Origin of the sequence: Mycobacteroides sp. LB1, from assembly GCF_013449725.1 — a bacterium.
GTDB lineage: Bacteria > Actinomycetota > Actinomycetes > Mycobacteriales > Mycobacteriaceae > Mycobacterium.
The window spans coordinates 58,677-76,742 of sequence record NZ_JACCFF010000002.1 but is presented as its reverse complement, the minus strand read 5'-3'; the positions used below and the strand labels follow the sequence as shown (position 1 = coordinate 76,742).

Annotated in this window: 17 protein-coding genes; 7 read left to right on the top strand and 10 right to left on the bottom strand. The window is 65.0% G+C overall.

Going from position 1 to position 18,066, the window contains the following annotated elements; all coding sequences use genetic code 11:
- The first annotated feature begins 129 nt into the window (after positions 1–129).
- On the top strand, positions 130–1,107 hold the full coding sequence (locus MLB1_RS11095) for a quinone oxidoreductase (protein WP_180749886.1): 978 nt from the start codon (positions 130–132) through the stop codon (positions 1,105–1,107).
- Here the strand turns inward: MLB1_RS11095 and MLB1_RS11090 are convergent.
- A complete protein-coding gene (locus tag MLB1_RS11090; protein ID WP_180749885.1) occupies positions 1,104–2,027 on the bottom strand; it encodes a heme o synthase in 924 nt (307 codons plus the stop codon). The two genes, MLB1_RS11095 and MLB1_RS11090, sit on opposite strands and share 4 nt — an antisense overlap.
- 158 nt (positions 2,028–2,185) lie before the next feature.
- Here MLB1_RS11090 and tkt point away from each other — a divergent pair, with 158 nt between their 5' ends.
- The 5 genes from tkt to pgl are packed head-to-tail and all read left to right on the top strand — an operon-like array spanning position 2,186 to position 8,702.
- On the top strand, positions 2,186–4,369 hold the full coding sequence (tkt, locus tag MLB1_RS11085) for a transketolase (RefSeq protein WP_219602975.1): 2,184 nt from the start codon (positions 2,186–2,188) through the stop codon (positions 4,367–4,369).
- A gap of 12 nt (positions 4,370–4,381) precedes the next feature.
- Positions 4,382–5,509 (top strand): transaldolase, encoded by a 1,128-nt coding sequence (gene tal / locus MLB1_RS11080; RefSeq protein ID WP_180749883.1) that lies wholly within the window; start codon positions 4,382–4,384, stop codon positions 5,507–5,509.
- 3 nt (positions 5,510–5,512) lie between these two features.
- A complete protein-coding gene (zwf, locus tag MLB1_RS11075) occupies positions 5,513–7,057 on the top strand; it encodes a glucose-6-phosphate dehydrogenase (protein WP_180749882.1) in 1,545 nt (514 codons plus the stop codon).
- Entirely contained in the window at positions 7,054–7,962 is a 909-nt protein-coding gene (gene opcA, locus MLB1_RS11070) for a glucose-6-phosphate dehydrogenase assembly protein OpcA (RefSeq protein ID WP_180749881.1), read from the top strand. The genes zwf and opcA overlap by 4 nt, the downstream gene beginning before the upstream one ends.
- A complete protein-coding gene (pgl, locus tag MLB1_RS11065; RefSeq protein WP_180749880.1) occupies positions 7,959–8,702 on the top strand; it encodes a 6-phosphogluconolactonase in 744 nt (247 codons plus the stop codon). The genes opcA and pgl overlap by 4 nt, the downstream gene beginning before the upstream one ends.
- On the opposite strand, the gene MLB1_RS11060 is transcribed toward pgl, so the two are convergent.
- The 5 genes from MLB1_RS11060 to MLB1_RS11040 all read right to left on the bottom strand — a co-directional run bounded on the left by MLB1_RS11060 (position 8,699) and on the right by MLB1_RS11040 (position 11,869).
- Positions 8,699–9,451, bottom strand: coding sequence for a hypothetical protein (locus tag MLB1_RS11060; protein WP_180749879.1), 753 nt, complete (start codon positions 9,449–9,451; stop codon positions 8,699–8,701). The genes pgl and MLB1_RS11060 overlap by 4 nt on opposite strands.
- Positions 9,438–9,773 carry a hypothetical protein gene (locus MLB1_RS11055; protein WP_255485823.1) on the bottom strand — a complete coding sequence of 112 codons (336 nt, stop codon included), beginning with the start codon at positions 9,771–9,773 and terminating at the stop codon, positions 9,438–9,440. Before MLB1_RS11055 ends, MLB1_RS11060 begins: the two co-directional genes overlap by 14 nt.
- Complete coding sequence (locus tag MLB1_RS11050; RefSeq protein WP_180749878.1) at positions 9,770–10,156, bottom strand: hypothetical protein; 387 nt, start codon at positions 10,154–10,156, stop codon at positions 9,770–9,772. Before MLB1_RS11050 ends, MLB1_RS11055 begins: the two co-directional genes overlap by 4 nt.
- Positions 10,157–10,422: 266 nt before the next feature.
- Positions 10,423–10,659: a preprotein translocase subunit SecG gene (gene secG / locus MLB1_RS11045; protein WP_180749877.1), complete on the bottom strand. Its 237-nt coding sequence runs from the start codon at positions 10,657–10,659 to the stop codon at positions 10,423–10,425.
- A gap of 49 nt (positions 10,660–10,708) precedes the next feature.
- The gene (locus MLB1_RS11040; RefSeq protein ID WP_371750618.1) at positions 10,709–11,869 is read right to left on the bottom strand and encodes a neutral zinc metallopeptidase; all 1,161 of its coding nucleotides are present in this window, start codon (positions 11,867–11,869) and stop codon (positions 10,709–10,711) included.
- Between the two features lie 192 nt (positions 11,870–12,061).
- On the opposite strand from MLB1_RS11040, the gene MLB1_RS11035 reads away from it, so the two are divergent.
- Positions 12,062–13,717: a DUF2207 domain-containing protein gene (locus MLB1_RS11035; RefSeq protein WP_180750334.1), complete on the top strand. Its 1,656-nt coding sequence runs from the start codon at positions 12,062–12,064 to the stop codon at positions 13,715–13,717.
- Between the two features lies 1 nt (position 13,718).
- Here MLB1_RS11035 and tpiA read toward each other — a convergent pair whose 3' ends face one another.
- From tpiA to MLB1_RS11015, 4 genes are read right to left on the bottom strand one after another with little or no spacing between them, the layout of a single operon-like run.
- Entirely contained in the window at positions 13,719–14,504 is a 786-nt protein-coding gene (tpiA, locus tag MLB1_RS11030) for a triose-phosphate isomerase (protein ID WP_180749875.1), read from the bottom strand.
- Between the two features lie 4 nt (positions 14,505–14,508).
- Positions 14,509–15,735 (bottom strand): phosphoglycerate kinase, encoded by a 1,227-nt coding sequence (gene pgk / locus MLB1_RS11025; RefSeq protein WP_180749874.1) that lies wholly within the window; start codon positions 15,733–15,735, stop codon positions 14,509–14,511.
- 4 nt (positions 15,736–15,739) lie between these two features.
- A complete protein-coding gene (gap, locus tag MLB1_RS11020; protein WP_180749873.1) occupies positions 15,740–16,762 on the bottom strand; it encodes a type I glyceraldehyde-3-phosphate dehydrogenase in 1,023 nt (340 codons plus the stop codon).
- Positions 16,763–16,818: 56 nt separating this feature from the next.
- Positions 16,819–18,063 (bottom strand): MFS transporter, encoded by a 1,245-nt coding sequence (locus MLB1_RS11015; protein ID WP_180750333.1) that lies wholly within the window; start codon positions 18,061–18,063, stop codon positions 16,819–16,821.
- Positions 18,064–18,066 lie beyond the last annotated feature (3 nt).

Here is an 18,066-nt window from a genome sequence, read left to right as displayed (position 1 = left end):
AGAGAGTACGTGGCCACCATCAGATACCTCCGCGAGTGTGAAGCCATGGCGGAATATCGGCTGATTTTTCGCCATGGCTTCACACTCGGCGAAGGCCCGCACACGCGATGCCCAGGGATACTGGTTCCCATGCGTGCCATCGAAGTGCCCGTGACCGGAGGACCCGAGGTCCTCACCCTCGTCGAGAAGAGCGGTCCGACGCCCGGCCCCGGTGAGGTGCTCATCGACGTCGACGCGGTGGGAGTCAACTTCCGCGATATCTACCTACGCAACGGCAGCTACGCCGCCCCGCTCCCCCACATCCCGGGATCCGAGGTCAGCGGGGTGGTGAGCGCCGTCGGCGAGGGTGTCGAGAGCCTGGTCCCCGGAGACCGTGTCACCACACCGGTAGCGGCCTGGGGCTACGCCGAATTGACCACCGCACCAGCTGATTTCACCGCGAAAGTGCCCGAAGCGCTGTCCGCGGAGGTCGCGGCGAGTGCCCTGCTACAGGGCATCACGGCGCATTACCTGCTCACCTCGGTGTACCCCGTCGCCGCCGGTGACACCGTGCTGGTGCACGCCGGCGCCGGCGGTATGGGCCTGCTGCTGACCCAGTGGGCGACCTATCGCGGTGTCCGGGTCATCACCACAGTGTCCAGCGAGGCCAAGGAGAAGCTGTCCCGCGAGGCCGGCGCGGCCGAGGTGCTGCCCTATCCCGATCCGAACGATCCGAGCGAATTCGACGCCCGCATCAAGGAACTGACCTCCGGCGAGGGCGTCGCAGTCGCCTATGACGGTGTAGGCAAGTCAACGTTCGAGGCGAGCCTGGCGGCAGTTCGGGTGCGCGGTCTAATTGCCCTGTACGGCGCGGCGAGCGGTCAGGTGCCACCCTTCGACCCGCAGCGGCTCACCGCCAAGTCGGCGGTGCTGACCCGGCCCACCATGGGCCATTTCATCCGGACCCCCAAGGAATTCGCCTGGCGCGCCGACGATGTCCTGGATCTGGTGTCACGCGGAACGTTGAAGATCACCGTCGGCGCGAGCTACCCACTGGATCAGGCCGCCCAGGCGCATGTCGACCTGGAGGCCCGTAAGACCACCGGGTCGGTTGTGCTGGTGCCCTAGTAGCCCAGCAGCGTCGGCCAGCCGACGACGGAGTCCACGGCCAGCGCGCAGAAGACCACGGCCAGATAGTTGTTCGACTGCAGGAACAGCCGCAGCGGTCTGATCGGCTGCCCCTTGCGCACACCCGAATAGAGCTGGTGTGCCATTGCCAGGAACCACGCCCCGGCCAGGAACGCGACCACGGCATAGATGACACCCGCAGCCAGGGCCAGCGCCAGCGTGGCCAGCACCGTCAGCCAGGTGTAGATGAGGATCAGCTTCGTGACCTTCTCCTCGGTGGCGATCACGGGCAGCATCGGGACACCCGCAGCGCGGTAGTCCTCCTTGTAACGCATGGCCAGCGCCCAGGTATGCGGCGGCGTCCAGAAGAAGATGATGGCGAACATCACCAGTGCCGGCCACTGAATCGTGTTGGTGACCGCTGACCATCCGATCATCACCGGCATGCAGCCAGCGGCCCCGCCCCACACCACGTTCTGCGCGGTTCGCCGCTTGAGCACCATCGTGTAAATGAAGACATAGAACGCGATGGTGGCCACCGCGAGCACACCGGAGAGCAGATTCGAGGTCCACCACAACCATGCGAAGGAGCCAACACCGAGCGCGATCCCGAAGACCAGGGCGTTGCGGGTGGTCACTGAAGCAGTGGCCAGGGGGCGGCGTGCGGTGCGCTTCATCAACTTGTCGATATCGGCGTCCACGACGCAGTTGAGCGTGTTGGCACTCGCCGCAGCCATGACCCCGCCGATGAGGGTGTCCACGATGAGCAGCGGAGCAACCGTTCCGCGGTCCGCGAGCAACATCGCGGGAATCGTGGTGACCAGCAGCAGCTCGATAACCCGCGGCTTCGTCAAGGCGATATACGCGAGGATGGTCGAGAGAAACGGACCGTGAGCACGCGCGCCCTGCGTCACTCGCATCCGCACCGCGCTGATCCTCCTGGGTAATTATCCGGTGAGCCAGCCGTCCCGCGGCACTGAGCGCTCTACTACACACGATGGTAGACCGACAGGGTCTCGTGTCGACAACCAAGGTCGGCCCGGAAGTGAACAGAGGTTGTCCGCCAACGGGCGCTCACATGGCCTGCCAAGCGCGACTCGATGGTGAGGGAGCGACTCGATATCCGCGGCACTACGATGGGCCGGTGACCGCGATCGACGAGATCCCGACCGATATCCCATCTCTCACCCGGGCCGACCACCCGGATGACTGGACAGACCTGGACTCGCGTGCGGTGGACACCGCCCGGGTACTGGCCGCAGATGCCGTGCAGAAGGTCGGTAACGGCCATCCCGGCACCGCGATGAGCCTCGCCCCCGTGGCGTACACGCTGTTCCAGCGCCAATTGCGCCACGACCCCAGTGACACCACCTGGATTGGGCGTGACCGGTTCGTGCTGTCTTGCGGCCACAGCAGCCTGACCCTGTACATACAGCTGTACTTGGGCGGTTTCGGCCTAGAGCTCTCCGATATCGAGGCCCTGCGCACCTGGGGGTCGCTGACCCCGGGGCACCCCGAATGGCACCACACCAAGGGTGTCGAGATCACCACCGGCCCGCTCGGTCAGGGCCTGGCCTCGGCGGTCGGCATGGCAATGGCTTCGCGGTACGAGCGCGGTCTCTTCGACCCCGATGCCGCCCCCGGCACCAGTCCGTTCGACCACCACATCTACGTCATCGCCTCCGACGGCGATATCGAAGAGGGTGTGACCTCGGAAGCATCCTCGCTGGCCGCCACCCAGGAGCTCGGGAACCTCGTCGTCATCTGGGATGACAACAAGATCTCCATCGAGCACGACACCAAGATCGCACTGAGCGAGGACACCGCCGCCCGGTACGAAGCGTATGGCTGGCATGTGCAGACCGTCGTCGGCGGCGAGAACGTCACCGGCATCGAGGAAGCGCTGGCCAACGCGCGCGCCGTCACCGATCGGCCGTCCTTCATCGCGCTCCGCACCATCATCGGCTACCCCGCGCCGACCAAGATGAACACCGGCGGCGTGCACGGCTCGGCCCTTGGCGCCGACGAGGTGGCCGCCACTAAGAAGATTCTCGGCTTCGACCCCGAGAAATCGTTCGAGGTCACCCCGGAGGTCATCGAGCACACCCGTAGCCTGGTGCAGCGCGGCAAGCAGGCACATGCCGAGTGGGACAAAGGCTTTGACGCATGGGCCGCCCGCGAGCCTGAGCGCAAAGCACTGCTGGACCGACTGCAGGCCCGCGCCCTTCCCGAGGGCTGGGATGCCGAGCTGCCGTCGTGGGAGCCGGGCTCCAAGGGGATCGCCACCCGCGCCGCGTCCGGCGACACGCTGTCGGCGCTCGGCGCCAAGCTGCCCGAGCTGTGGGGTGGCTCTGCCGACCTGGCGGGCAGTAACAACACCACCATCAAGGGGGCGGACTCCTTCGGCCCCACGGCCATCGCCACCTCCGACTGGAATGCCCAACCATACGGTCGCACACTGCATTTCGGTATCCGCGAGCACGCGATGGGCTCCATCCTGTCCGGTATCGTGCTGCACGGACCCACCCGCGCGTACGGCGGAACATTCCTGCAGTTCGCCGACTACATGCGTCCCGCGGTGCGGTTGGCCGCGCTGATGAACATCGATCCGATCTACGTGTGGACACACGACTCGATCGGCCTCGGCGAGGACGGCCCCACCCACCAGCCGGTGGAGCATCTCGCCGCGCTGCGTGCCATTCCGAACCTGTCGGTGGTGCGGCCCGGTGACGCGAACGAGACCGCCTACGCCTGGGCGACGGTCCTGGAACGTCGATCCAGCACCGGCCCAGTCGGTTTGGCGCTTACCCGGCAGGGTGTGCCGATCCTGGAAGGCACCAGTCGCGACGGCGTCGCCAAGGGCGCCTACGTACTCGACGCGGCCGACGGCACCCCCGATGTCATCCTCATCGGCACCGGCTCAGAACTGCAGCTTGCCGTCGAGGCAAAGAAGATTCTGGCCGGCAAGGGAATTCAAGCCTCCGTGGTGTCGTTCCCCTGTGTGGAATGGTTCGAGTCGCAGCCACAGCAGTACCGCGACAGCGTGCTGCCCCCGACTGTGCGGGCCCGGGTGGCCGTGGAAGCCGGAATCGCGCAGGGCTGGTACAAGTTCGTCGGCGACGCCGGGCAGATCGTCTCGCTGGAGCATTTCGGAGCTTCCGCCGACGACAAGACGTTGTTCCGTGAGTTCGGTTTCACCCCAGATGCAGTAGCCGCGGCCGCCGAAAGGTCCATCGCGGCGGCCCAATCACCCCGAATCTGAAGGGATCGATCGATGACTGACCAGAACGCTAATCTCGCCGAACTGAGCGAGGCCGGAGTTGCCGTCTGGCTCGACGATCTCTCCAGGGATCGCCTCACCTCCGGCAACCTCGCCGAGCTGATCGCGACCAGGAGCATCGTAGGGGTGACCACCAACCCTGCGATCTTCCAGGCTGCCTTATCCAAGGGGCACGCCTACGATGCGCAGATCGCCGAGCTGGCCGAGCGCGGAGCCGATGTCGACTCGGCAATCCGCACCGCCACCACCGATGATGTGCGCGCCGCCTGCGATGTGTTGGCCCCGCAGTACGAGGCCTCCGAAGGTGTGGATGGTCGGGTGTCCATCGAGGTGGACCCCCGCCTTGCCCACGACACCGACAAGACCATCCTGCAGGCGATTGAGCTGTGGAAGATCGTCGACCGTCCGAACGTGCTGATCAAGATTCCAGCGACCAAGGCCGGTCTGCCCGCGATCACCGCGGTGATCGCCGAGGGAATCTCGGTGAACGTCACGCTGATCTTCTCGGTGGACCGCCACAAGGAGGTCATGGACGCATACCTGGCCGGCCTGGAAGCCGCCAAGGAAGCCGGCCGTGACCTGTCCAAGATCCACTCGGTGGCATCGTTCTTCGTCTCCCGAGTGGACACCGAGATCGACAAGCGCCTCGAAGACATCGGCAATGGCCAAGCCCTGTCCCTGCGTGGCCGGGCCGGGGTCGCCAACGCTCGGCTGGCCTACCAGGCCTACGAGAAGGTCTTCGACCACGGTCATCGTTTCGGTGCACTCAAGGGCGCAGGCGCACGGGTACAGCGGCCGCTGTGGGCGTCGACGGGTGTGAAGAACCCCGACTACGACGACACCATGTACGTAGTGGACCTGGTGGCTCCGCACACCGTCAACACCATGCCCGAGAAGACACTGGAGTCGGTCGCCGACCATGGTGTGGTCACCGGTAACACCATTCACGGGACCTACGACGGTGCACACGCGGTGTTCCACGAGCTGAGCCGCGCCGGGGTCGACCTGGACGACGTGTTCGAGGTGCTCGAAACCGAAGGTGTCGACAAGTTCGAGGTCGCCTGGAACGAGCTCATCGACGCCACCCAAGCTCAGCTCGACGCGGTCTCCGACAAGGGCTGACCGGTGGCAGCCACATCGAGTGCGCCACACGAACTAAACCCGTTGCGGGACAAGCGCGATAAGCGTTTGCCGCGTATCGCGGGACCCTGTTCGCTGGTGATCTTCGGCGTCACCGGCGATCTGGCCCGCAAGAAATTGATGCCGGCCATTTACGACCTCGCCAACCGCGGGCTACTCCCCCCAACCTTCGCATTGGTCGGATTCGCGCGTCGCGACTGGGCCAACGAGGACTTCGGTCAGATCGTGCTCGACGCCGTCAAGGCGCATTCGCGCACGCCGTTCCGCCAGCACGTATGGGACCGGCTCGCCGAGGGAATCCGGTTCGTGCAGGGAAGTTTCGACGACGACGCGGCCTTCGAACAGCTCAAGAAGACGCTGCAGACACTCGATGAGGAACGCGGCACCGGCGGGAATCACGCCTTCTACCTGTCGATTCCGCCGAAGGCCTTCCCCGACGTATGCGAGCAGCTGTCCAAGTCGAGTCTCGCGCAGCCGGTAGACGGCGCCTGGCGCCGGGTGGTGATCGAGAAACCGTTCGGCCACGACCTGCAGAGCGCCCGTGAGCTCAATGCCGTGGTGAACAAGGTGTTCCCGGAGGAGTCGGTGTTCCGCATCGACCACTACCTCGGCAAGGAGACGGTGCAGAACATCCTGGCGCTGCGTTTCGCCAACCAGTTGTTCGACCCGATCTGGAATGCCCACTTCGTGGACCATGTCCAGATCACCATGGCCGAGGACATCGGATTGGGCGGCCGCGCAGGTTATTACGACGGTATCGGCGCGGCCCGCGATGTCATCCAGAATCACCTGCTGCAGCTGCTGGCATTCACCGCGATGGAGGAGCCCATCAATTTCTCCCCCGCCGAACTGCAGGCCGAGAAGATCAAGGTGATGTCGGCCACCCGGCTGGCCGAGCCGCTCGCCGAAACCACCGCCCGCGGGCAGTACGGACCGGGCTGGCAGGGCAGCCAGCAGGTGCCCGGCCTGCTGGAGGAGGAAGGCTTCTCCAAGGAGTCGACCACCGAGACCTTCGCGGCCATCACGCTGGAGGTGGACAGCCGCCGTTGGGCGGGTGTCCCGTTTTACCTCCGGACCGGAAAGCGCCTGGGCCGCAGGGTCACCGAGATCGCGCTGGTGTTCAAGCGGGCACCGCATTTGCCTTTCGACTCCACGATGACGGAGGAACTGGGCGCCAATGCGCTGGTGATCCGCGTCCAGCCGGACGAAGGTGTCACGCTGCGGTTCGGCTCCAAGGTCCCCGGCAATGCCATGGAGGTACGGGACGTCAACATGGACTTCTCGTACGAGCAGGCGTTCACCGAGGAATCACCGGAGGCATACGAGCGGTTGATCCTCGATGTGCTTTTGGGTGAGCCTTCGCTGTTCCCGGTGAACGCCGAGGTCGAATTGTCCTGGCAGATCCTGGATCCGGCACTGGACTTCTGGGCATCGGGCGGCAAGCCCGAGACCTACGAGTCCGGGACCTGGGGCCCGCAGTCGGCATTCGACATGATGGCCCGTACGGGACGCGATTGGAGGCGGCCATGATCGTCGATCTGCCCGATACCACCACCAACGACGTCAACAAGAAGCTGGTGGAGCTGCGCGAGACCGGCGGTGCCGTCACCATGGCTCGGGTGCTGACCCTGGTGGTCATCACCGATGCCGGTGACGATGTCGAAGAGGTCATCGAGGCCGCCAACGGCGCCAGTCACGAGCATCCGTGCCGGGTGATCGTGCTGGAACGCAATCCGCTGGCCTCGGAAAAGGGGCTGGGCGCACAGATCCGGGTCGGTGGCGACGCGGGCGCCGGCGAGGTGGTCGTGCTGCGGCTGCGTGGTCCGCTGGCGGCACACGAACACAGTGTGGTGATCCCCTTCCTGTTGCCCGATACTCCGGTGGTGGCCTGGTGGCCCAACCAGGCACCGGCGGTTCCGGCGAAAGATCCTCTGGGACGCTTGGCGATCCGGCGTATCACCGATGCGACGACGGCTGCCGAACCCATGCATGCCATCAAGAACCGGCTCGCCGGGTACACCCCCGGAGACACCGACCTGTCCTGGAGCCGGATCACCTATTGGCGGGCGCTGCTGGCCTCCGCCCTGGATCAGCCCCCGTATGAGGGCATCAACTCGGCAGTGGTGTCCGGGCTGGCCACCGAGCCGGCGTTGGATGTCATAGCAGGGTGGCTGGCCTCACGCATCGAAGGACCCGTCACCCGAGTGGTCGGCGAGCTCAAGGTGGAACTTCACCGCGACAGCGAGGTTGTCGCGCTGAGCCGCCCACAGAACGGGACAATCGCGACATTGGCCCGGACCGGCCGACCCACGGCATCTCTTCCACTGCCGCGCAGGGAGACACGTGACTGTCTGGCCGAGGATTTGCGCCGCCTCGACCCCGACGAGATCTACCGCACGGCGCTCGAGGGAATCGGGAGAGTTCAGTACACATGAGCGAAACCTTGATCGAAAAGTACTCGGACACCGATGCTTTGGTAACCGCAGCTGGCGACCGGCTGGCGCTGGCGATCGCCGGTGCCCTCACCGAACGCGGTAAGGCTCTGATCGTGCTCACCGGTGGCGGCACCGGAGTTGCGCTGCTCAAACACCTGCGCGATGTCGCCAGTGATCTGGACTGGGACAATGTGCACCTCTTCTGGGGCGATGACCGGTACGTCCCGAAAACCGATCCGGAACGCAATGCGTGGCAGGCCTGGGAGGCATTGCTGGAGCATGTGAACTTTCCGCTGCGCAATATGCACGCGATGCCCAACAGCGAAAGCGAATACGGCACCGATCTGGACGCCGCCGCACTCGGCTACGAGCAGCTGCTGGCGGCCAATGCCGAGCCCGGCCAGGATTGTCCCGAGTTCGACGTCCACTTGCTGGGCATGGGCGGTGAAGGGCACATCAACTCGCTGTTCCCCCACACCGACGCCGTCAAGGAGACGCAACGGCTTGTGGTGGCAGTCCCCGACTCGCCCAAGCCGCCGCCCCAGCGCATCACGTTGACATTGCCCGCCATTCAGCGCTCGCGCGAGGTGTGGCTGATCGTCTCCGGCGAGGCCAAGGCCGAAGCGGTGGCAGCGGCAATCGGCGGGGCCGACCCCATCGATATCCCCGCCGCGGGTGCCAAGGGCACCGAACGTACGGTGTGGCTACTCGACGAGGCCGCGGCGAGCCAGCTGAGCTAGCTCTCGTGGCCCTGACCGGCAGCGAAGAGCGCATCGGGATCTATCGACAGGCCATGCTCGGTCGATGCCGCAGACGCCGGCTGCGGCTGGCTGACGGCCGCCACGGGGATCGGGGCGACGGCCGGTCCTGGCGCCGGGGAGCGCATCCGCTCCACATTCGCCGCGAATTCCGCGACGCCCTCTCGGATCGCGGCCGCATGTTCGTCGAGACGGTCGAGAAGCTGGGACAGGGTGCGCCCCATCTTGTTTCCGAGCTCGGACGCATCGGCCACCGCGGAGGCGATAGTCGTCGCCACGCTGCCACCCTGGGTGATGGGCGAGGCGGCCCGCGCGGCCGTGAACTCGGTGATGATGTCATCCACGTACCCCTCCACCCATTGTCCGAGCATGCTTCGGGTGTGTGTGACCAGATCGGTCACGACATTGATGCGCTGGTTGACGTTCGACGCGACGAGACGCAGCTCTTGTAGCGCATCGTCGATGAGACCAGACGACTCGCCGAATCCCGTTGCCGCCGCGCCACTGTGACCGTCACCGAGCGCACTGAGAACCGCCGACAGCTCCTGCTGAACGTTGGTCACATCGGCAATGCAGTAGCGCCAGAAGGTGGCCTCGGCGGAAGCTGCGGCCGGGTCACCCCGGAGCGCATCGAGTGGTTCTTCGAGGAACTGCACATGCTCGACCAGGAAGCCCAATCCGGCGTCGTGGAGGCGAGTGAGCGGTTTCAGCTCGGCGTCAAGGGTGTCCACCGAACCCTTCACCAATCTTCGTCATCGCGGCCGCCGTCTGATCCTCAGCGTCGGCAATCTGCCGGGCCTGATCGTGCAGACGCTGTCCCGTCTCCACAATGACATCGCCAAGGGTCCGGACCGCGTCCGTCAACTGGTCAATGCTCCCCCGCACGGATATTACAAAATCCGACGACACCGCCCCCAGGTCCTGTTCGCCAAGCCCCTCGCCGTGCTGATCGAGCAGGAGTTGTACCGATCCCCCAACGCCCTCCAGATTTGCCGCCTCGTGCAACACCACATCGCGGTCAAACCGGAAGTTTCCGCTCATCCCCCCGCTCATGACGTCGGTCCCAGATGCTCACCCTCCCCCAGGTGCCCCCCGTCCAGGTAGCCCTTGACGTAATCCATGGCTGGTCCGTCCCCGGTGAGGTCATGCAGCGTGCTGTGGATCTGGCTGGCCGCATTGACCTGCGCCGCGGCAATGGTCCTGGTGATGATCGCCGACAGATCCCGCGCGTCCATCGACAGCGTCGCCTCGTCCAGGTCCAGTGCCTCGATGCGTCCGCCCGACCCAACGGTCACCGCCACGCCCAAATCATCCTTCGCATGGCCGCGAACCAGCCCCACGGTCTGCTGCACATACTGGGCACGCTGCCCAAGAACCTCCAGGCGATCCTGGTATTCACGAATCCATTGGCGGGGGTCACCACGGCACTCCGACATGACGAGGGGCTCCTTTCCGGTGGTCACGGACGGTGAAACGGGAACGTCCCCTCCGCGTCCCCGGTCCACCGACCGCTGCTGGCATCTGTCGATTTCTGTGCCATACATAGAGATTGATGGGTTGAGGACGCCAATCGGTTCCATGAATTTTGAAGAAATTTCTTCGCAAATAAGAGAAACATGGACTACCTGCGACGATATCTGATGCAGAAACAAAACAGCGGACTACCTGTGTAGTAGTCCGCTGCCGGTGAAGCGAGGTGACGCTATCCGCCGAGCTTGATCTCCAAGCCGACGCCGACGATCGAGATCACCCAAATAGCGGCGACGAAGTAGGTGAGCCGGTCTAGGTTCTTCTCCACCACGGTGGAACCGGAGAGACTGGACTGGACGCCACCACCGAACAGTGTGGACAGACCGCCGCCCTTAGCGCGGTGCAGCAGCACCAGCAGCACCAGCAGCAGGCTGCTGACGATCAGGACGATCTGCAACGCAAATTCCATGGGGGTCAGCCTACCGGCTTAGCTCCCGCCGCCTGCGCAGGGACGCCGGTCAGCTCACTTCGGAACTATCGGCCAACCAGGTGTTGCATTGCCACAGGCGATTCTTCAGCGAGCCGTGTCGCCACCATGACTCCGCATGCTGATTGGAACCGTGGTCGCGCTTCGACTGCTGTCCATCACCTCGATCTTGGTCGTTCCACGCGAGGTCGAGTTCATGCTGGGTGATGGTGCCCCCACGTCGAGAGCCGAGAAACATCCCGGAGAAGCATTGCGCTTGTAGCTCTGCACGCCGGGACAGCTCGAGCCCCTGCGGAGAATCCACACCCGCACGCCGTCGCTGATTCCAGTATTCGGACCAAATGCCGCTGAGCTCTTGGCCGTGGTGTCCATACTCGTGCGCATAGACAGCCAGGTAGATGCCGTCATGATTTCCGTACCTACTCGGCGAGGTACCCACGGTCGACATGTAGATCGTGTCGTTCGACGGACAGTAGAAGGCGGCCGTCTGCGTTCCGAAGTTCTTGTCTCCACACGGCGAATCCACATAGTTTCCGGCCACGACCAGTCCGGGCGACGACCATGGCAGATCGTGCCCGTCGAGTAGGCGCCGCCACTCCGGATCCATGCACCCGCGTAAGTCCCGGTAGAACGCGTCCGCGTGGGGAATGTCAAACGGCCAGGTACTCGTCGAGCAGGGCGCGTTGGTGAATCCCCAGTCCCCCTGAAACAACGGGTTGTTGCCGAGCGCAGCGACCGGCTTCGGTCTCGGCGGAGGTGGTGGCGGGGGCAGTGTCCATTGGGTCGTGGTGGACGTTCGCCGCGACGTGGCCGTTGTCGAAGCGCTCGACGAGGCCGCACTGCGCGATGTCGTCAGCGGATACCGGTAGGACGGCGTCTGTGCCCTTGTCGCGGAGGTTCGGGTTGAGCCGCCCTCGCTAACGTCCACGGCTCGTTTGACGAGCACCGCAACCACCGTGACCACCACGAGCCCGAAGGCCACAGCACCGATGATTAGGGCGGTCGCAATACCCCCGCCACCCCGGCCACCAGGGGGCTGCCGTAGCGGCAGCGGGCGATACCCGTAGGCAGCGGGCGGTGGATACACCGGACGCGCCGGCGGCAACTGATACCCGGGCGACATGGGGGGCGGTGGATACCCGGTGAAGGAAGGAGCCTGCGGCGGACGCCAACCACGTTGAGGTGGAGCCATCGGCATCGGGGCGGGGCCCGGTAACGGGGCATTCCATCCGGGCACCGGCCTGGGCCTGCCGTACTGCCGCATTGGCTCCATCGCGTTCCCCCCGCTGTCCCCGACACATCCTGCGAATGCGGGCCAGCATATCGCTGACCTAGGGTTACCGGCGTGGGAGAGATTGCGCGCGGGGCGCCTTTGCGGCTTTTGATGTGTCTGTCGGTTTGTGCCGGATGGCTTATCGCCGCGACACCGGTGCGCGCAGACGACCCGATCGGCACCGTCGCTGTTGCCATGAACCTGGCCGACGACGGCACACTAAATGTCACCGAAACCATCGCTCCCGCTAAAGATCAAGTGCTGCAACGACGTCTCCTGCTCGACGTGGCTGCCGAAGGCAATAGGATTCAGCATTTCGAAGTCGACAAGGTTGCTACCACCGGTGACGCAGAGGCTATCTCGGACGGCAAAGCGCTGACCGTGGTCGCTCATGGCCCGGCCACCGTCGCCTACGCCGTCCGGGGCGCTGTTGCCGATATCGGCGATCGGCAACAGGTGTCGTGGCCCTTCGCATCCGGTTGGGGCTCCGGCCTGCAGAATGTCACAGCATCCTTCGCCTCTCCCACCACCAAACCCGACTCCCCCGAGTGCGCCCTCGGTGCACCCGGTGCTCAAACTCGTTGCACTGCAGCTCAGATCGATCACACCGGGGTTATCCGAGTGCAGCAGGCTGAACTGCCGCCGGAGACGATCACCACCTTCACCGTCATGCTGCCGTCCGGCACTGTCCCCGCGAGTGCCGTCTTCACGACGATCCCGGGTCCGCCAGGTCCCTTTGCCCTGACCTGGCTGTCGATAGCCGCACTGGCGGGTCTTGGCATCATCGCGGCCGCGATGACATGCTGGGTGATAATCGCGCGCCGCCGCGATGCGCACGCCGCCGAAATCCCTGTCGCCCCAGTCGATCCCTTGTTACACGATGAGAACGGAACAAGATTCGCAGCGCCGGACGGGGTGCTCCCCGGGCAGGTCGGCACCGTCGTCGACCTGCGGGTCGATGCCGTGGACCTGACCGCGACGATCGTCGACCTGGCGGTCCGCGGATATCTATGGATCGCCGAAACAACCGGCTCCGGTGGGCAACTCGACTGGCAGATATCTCGTCGTGCACCCGAAGACAGCCTCCTATCCGTCTACGAGACCCGGCTTCTGGGCATCCTGCTTCCCGATGACACAGAGACGGTGTTTCTGTCCAGCCTCCAAACACCGGGCTCTCGACTGGATCTCGGCAGTCTCGCCGAGGCGATGTACGCCGACGCGCAACTCAACCGGTGGTTTCGACGCTCACCCGAACACCTGGGCACACTGACGCGCTGCGGAATCGGCGTGCTGCTCGCCGGTCTCGTGCTGACCACCGTGCTGGCGCTTAGCATCGGCAGCGCCATGATCGGGGTCGCGGTATGCGGCGTGGGCGCCTTTTGTGCGCTGACCGGCATGCTGCTTCCGGTCCGGACCGCACGTGGTCAGTTGCTGGTAGCCCACGTAGCAGCGCTGCGTGGATACCTACGCGAGCTCGACCTTGAGGCTCTGGCCGCCGAGGACCGGGAGATCGTCCTGACCCGGGCCGCGCCCTACGCCGTGGTTCTTGGTCAGCTCGGCGGATGGCTCAAGGCAATCGAGACACTCGACACCACCGCCGACGGTTCACCTGGAATCGACTGGTATGACACCGTTTCCACGGACAAGGAACGCAAGGACCTGACAGCAAGCACGGCCGATATCACCGCGCACCTGCCGGCCTTCCTCACCGCCCTCGACGGAGTGATGGCGCGCGGCGCACACCTGCAGAACCTGTCACAGGGCTGAGCTACAGCAGCGGTCCACCCGCGGCGATCGCCGACATCTGGGCGAACTGCTCACCGTCCAGGGATGCGCCGCCGACCAAGGCACCGTCGACATCCTCTTGCGCGATGAGCTCGCCCACGTTCTTGGCGTTGGCGGAGCCGCCGTACAGGACGCGCACCGATGCGGCCACATCCGCGTTGGCGATCTGCACCAACTCGGCGCGGATCGCTGCACACACTTCCTGCGCGTCGGCGGCACTGGCCACCCGGCCGGTGCCGATGGCCCACACCGGCTCGTAGGCGATGACGACCTGTGCGACCTGCTCGGCGGACAGCCCGGCCAGCGAGCCGCGCAAAGAGTTCACGTTGTATTCGACGTGGTCCCCCGCTTCGCGGATATCGAGGGCTTCACCGATGCAGACGATCGGCGTCAGACCGTGTTTGAGTGCCGCGGCCGCCTTGGCGGCGACCAGAGCATCGTCCTCGGCGTGGAACTGGCGACGCTCGGAGTGCCCCACGACGACATAGGTGGCACCCAGCTTGGCCAGGAACACACCGCTGATCTCACCGGTGTAAGCGCCCGAGTCGTGTACCGACAAGTCCTGTGCGCCATAGGTAAGACGTAGCTTGTCCCCGTCGACCAGGGTCTGCACGCTCCGAATATCGGTGAACGGCGGAATGACCGTCACGTCCACCTTGTCGAAATACTTGTCCGGCAACGAGAATGCGATCTTCTGCACCAAAGCGATGGCCTCATAGTGGTTGAGGTTCATCTTCCAGTTGCCGGCAATCAGCGGCTTACGTGACATGTACCTAGCTCTCTAGTACGTCGATACCCGGAAGGGACTTGCCCTCAAGGTATTCCAGCGAGGCCCCACCGCCGGTGGAAATGTGGGAGAAACCGTCGTCCGGCAGGTCCAGCGCGCGCACCGCGGCTGCCGAATCGCCGCCGCCGACCACACTGAACGCACCCTTTTCGGTGGCCGCGATGATGGCCTCGGCCACACCCCGAGTGCCCTCGGCGAACGCCGGGAACTCGAACACGCCCATCGGTCCGTTCCAAAAGATGGTCTTGGCGTTGGACAGCACAGCGGTGAATCGCTTCACCGACTCCGGTCCGATGTCCAAGCCCATCTTGCCGTCCGGAATAGCATCAGCGGCAACGATTTCCGATGGTGAATCGGCCGAGAACTCGTCGGCCGCCACAATATCCATCGGCAGGTGGATCACATCGGCGTAGGTGTCTAGAAGCTTGCGGCAGACGTCGATCTGGTCCGGTTGTACCAGCGACTTGCCGACCGGCAGCCCCTGTGCGGCCAGGAAGGTAAAGCACATCCCGCCGCCGATCACCAGGCTGTCGGCCTTGGTGGCCAGCGACTCGATAACCGCCAGCTTGTCCGAGACCTTCGACCCGCCGAGTACAACCGCGTACGGACGCTCGGTGGAGGCCGTCAGCACGCGCAGTACTTCCACCTCGGCGGCCACGAGCCCGCCGGCGTAATGCGGCAGCAAGGTCGCTACGTCGTAGACGGAGGCCTGCTTGCGGTGCACCACCCCGAACCCGTCGGAGACGAAGGCGCCACCGGTACCCGTTGGGCCGCTGACTAATTCGGCCAGCTCCTGCGCAAGTGCCAGTCGCTGCGCATCGTCCTTGCTGGTTTCCCGTGGGTCGAACCGGATGTTCTCCAGCAGCAGCACGTCACCATCGGTCAGACCCTCGGCACGCGCGAGTGCATCGGTCCCGACGACATCGCCCGCGACCTGCACGTGCTGACCCAACAGCTCGCTGAGCGCCGCGCCCACCGGAGCCAGGGACAGCTTCGGGTCCGGCTTACCGTCCGGGCGGCCCAGATGCGCGGTCACGATGACCTTGGCCCCGGCACCCGCGAGCGCGCGGATGGTCGGGACCGAGGCCACGATGCGGCCGGGATCCGTGATGTTGAGATTGGCGTCGAGCGGGACGTTGAGGTCCGACCGGACCAGCACGCCCTTGCCCGAAACTCCCTCGGTCAGCAGGTCGTTGAGCGACTTGATGCCCATGCGGCTAGAGCGACTTGCCGACCAGGCCGACCAGGTCGACGAGGCGGTTCGAGTAACCCCACTCGTTGTCGTACCAGGAGACCACCTTGGCCTGGTTGTCGATCACCTTGGTCAGCCCCGCGTCGAAGATCGAGCTATGCGGGTCGGTGACGATGTCCGAGGACACGATCGGCGCGTCGTAGTACTTCAAGATGCCCTTGAGCTTGCCCTCCGCAGCGGCCTTCATGGCGGCGTTGATATCGGCAGCGCTAGCGGCCTTGGCGAGCTCCACGGTGAGGTCGGTCGCCGAGCCCGTGGGGATCGGCACGCGCAGGGCGTAACCGTCCAGCTTGCCCTTGAGCTCGGGCAGCACCAGGCCGATGGCCTTGGCCGCGCCGGTCGAGGTCGGCACGATGTTCAGCGCGGCGGCACGGGCACGACGCAGGTCGCTGTGCGGGCCGTCCTGCAGGTTCTGGTCCTGGGTGTAGGCGTGGATGGTGGTCATCAGGCCCTTGACGATGCCGAACTCGTCGTTGAGCACCTTGGCCAGCGGTCCGAGGCAGTTAGTGGTGCACGAGGCGTTGGAGATGATGTTCTGGCTGCCGTCGTACTTGTCGTCGTTGACGCCGAGCACGATCGTGATGTCCTCGTCGCTGGCGGGCGCGGAGATGATGACCTTCTTGGCGCCGGCGTCCAGGTGACCCTGCGCCTTGGCGCGCGCGGTGAAAATGCCGGTCGATTCGACGACGACGTCAACACCCAGGTCACCCCAGGGCAATGCCGCCGGCCCTTCGCGGACCTCGAGGGCCTTGATCTTGTGGTCGCCGACAACGATGGTGTCGTCGCCCTCCAGGCTGACGTCGTAAGGCAGCCGGCCCAGGATCGAGTCGAACTTCAGCAGGTGGGCCAGGGTGGCGTTATCGGTCAGATCGTTGACCGCGACAATCTCGATGTCGGTGTTGATCCCTTGAGCCTTCTGCGCGTCCAGTGCCCGAAAGAAGTTCCGGCCGATCCGGCCAAACCCGTTTACGCCTACCCGGACAGTCACGTAGCGCTCCCTCTTTGTCGGTTTCTCATGTGGTGTACCCGTTATCGGCACTCACATTAGCCCAGGGGGTGCGCCATTTCGTCCCGGCCCAGTCGGGCGACGATATGGGCGACGACCGCCAGTACCAGAGGCGCGACTCCCGCAATGACGAACACCGTCGTGTTGCCGATGACATGAGCCACTGGGACCACGAGCGCGAAGGAAGCCGGCAGACCGACCAGGGACACAAAGAAGTCCATGCTGGCCGCACGCCCGAGCATCTCCTCGGGTACCCGGCGTTGCATCAGGGTGCCCCAGATGACGTTGGCTGCCTGCATGGTGCCGCCCACGATGATCATCGCGAGGGCAATCATCCAGACATGACCGGTGAACCCGATGAGTACCAGGGGTAGCGAGCCTGCTCCCCACATCAGGATCATCACCGTCAGATATCGGCGAGCCAGCGGCAGCGAGGACACGATGAACGATCCGACCGCACCGGCCAGACCGAAGAACGCCAGCACGGTGGCATGTGTGCCGGGGTCACCGCCGTGGTCACGGATGACGAATGGCAGCAGGATCTCGATGGGGCCGACGACCACCAGTACATAGCCGATCGCGAACAGCAGAGTGGCGAAGAACCAGGTGGTTCGCACCATGTATCGGAACCCGTCCGCCAGGTCGGTAAGTGCCCGGCGCAACGGATGCAGCTTCACTTCCGCCGCGGCGGCCGGCTCGTGGTTGTGCCGGACCAGCAGCAGGCAGCAGAAGCCGGCCGCGGCGAGAACGCCCTCCAGAAGGAACGCACCGCCCGGCGACCACACGCTGACTATGGCCGCGCTGACCGCGGGCCCCGCCGCCAGCTGCATCACCGGCCGTAGTACACCTTCAATTCCGTTGGCGGCCAAAAGTTCATCGGCAGGCAACAGGCTCGGCAACAGCGCGGTGTAGGCGGGTATGTAGAAACCCTCGGCGATACCGAATAGCAGCGAGTTGAGCGCCAGATGCCATATGTGGGCCGTGCCGGTCAGGACGAGCGTCGCGGTGGCGAACATCAGCACGGTCTGCAACGCGAGCGAACACCGCATCACCCACAGCTTGGGCAGTCGGTCGGCGGCGACACCTGCGGGCAGCACACTGACCAGCAGCCCGACGCTGAACGCGGTGCCGACGACTGCCACCTGTGCCGGCCCAAGACCCATCCGAATGACCTGCCAGACGAGGGCCACCGTCCACATTCCGTTGCCCAGCAGCGTGACCGCCAGACCCAGCGTCAACCGTCGATAGTCGCGGTGCCGGAGGGGGCGTAACGCCCGCGGCAGGCG

Coding starts and splice junctions, on each gene's coding strand:
- MLB1_RS11095 (WP_180749886.1), top strand. CDS start 130: ATGCGTGCCATCGAAGTGCCCGTGACCGGAGGACCCGAGGTCCTCACC.
- MLB1_RS11090 (WP_180749885.1), bottom strand. CDS start 2,027: ATGCGAGTGACGCAGGGCGCGCGTGCTCACGGTCCGTTTCTCTCGACC.
- tkt (WP_219602975.1), top strand. CDS start 2,186: ATGGCCTGCCAAGCGCGACTCGATGGTGAGGGAGCGACTCGATATCCG.
- tal (WP_180749883.1), top strand. CDS start 4,382: ATGACTGACCAGAACGCTAATCTCGCCGAACTGAGCGAGGCCGGAGTT.
- opcA (WP_180749881.1), top strand. CDS start 7,054: ATGATCGTCGATCTGCCCGATACCACCACCAACGACGTCAACAAGAAG.
- pgl (WP_180749880.1), top strand. CDS start 7,959: ATGAGCGAAACCTTGATCGAAAAGTACTCGGACACCGATGCTTTGGTA.
- MLB1_RS11055 (WP_255485823.1), bottom strand. CDS start 9,773: ATGAGCGGGGGGATGAGCGGAAACTTCCGGTTTGACCGCGATGTGGTG.
- MLB1_RS11050 (WP_180749878.1), bottom strand. CDS start 10,156: ATGTCGGAGTGCCGTGGTGACCCCCGCCAATGGATTCGTGAATACCAG.
- secG (WP_180749877.1), bottom strand. CDS start 10,659: ATGGAATTTGCGTTGCAGATCGTCCTGATCGTCAGCAGCCTGCTGCTG.
- MLB1_RS11040 (WP_371750618.1), bottom strand. CDS start 11,869: ATGGCTCCACCTCAACGTGGTTGGCGTCCGCCGCAGGCTCCTTCCTTC.
- MLB1_RS11035 (WP_180750334.1), top strand. CDS start 12,062: ATGTGTCTGTCGGTTTGTGCCGGATGGCTTATCGCCGCGACACCGGTG.
- tpiA (WP_180749875.1), bottom strand. CDS start 14,504: ATGTCACGTAAGCCGCTGATTGCCGGCAACTGGAAGATGAACCTCAAC.
- pgk (WP_180749874.1), bottom strand. CDS start 15,735: ATGGGCATCAAGTCGCTCAACGACCTGCTGACCGAGGGAGTTTCGGGC.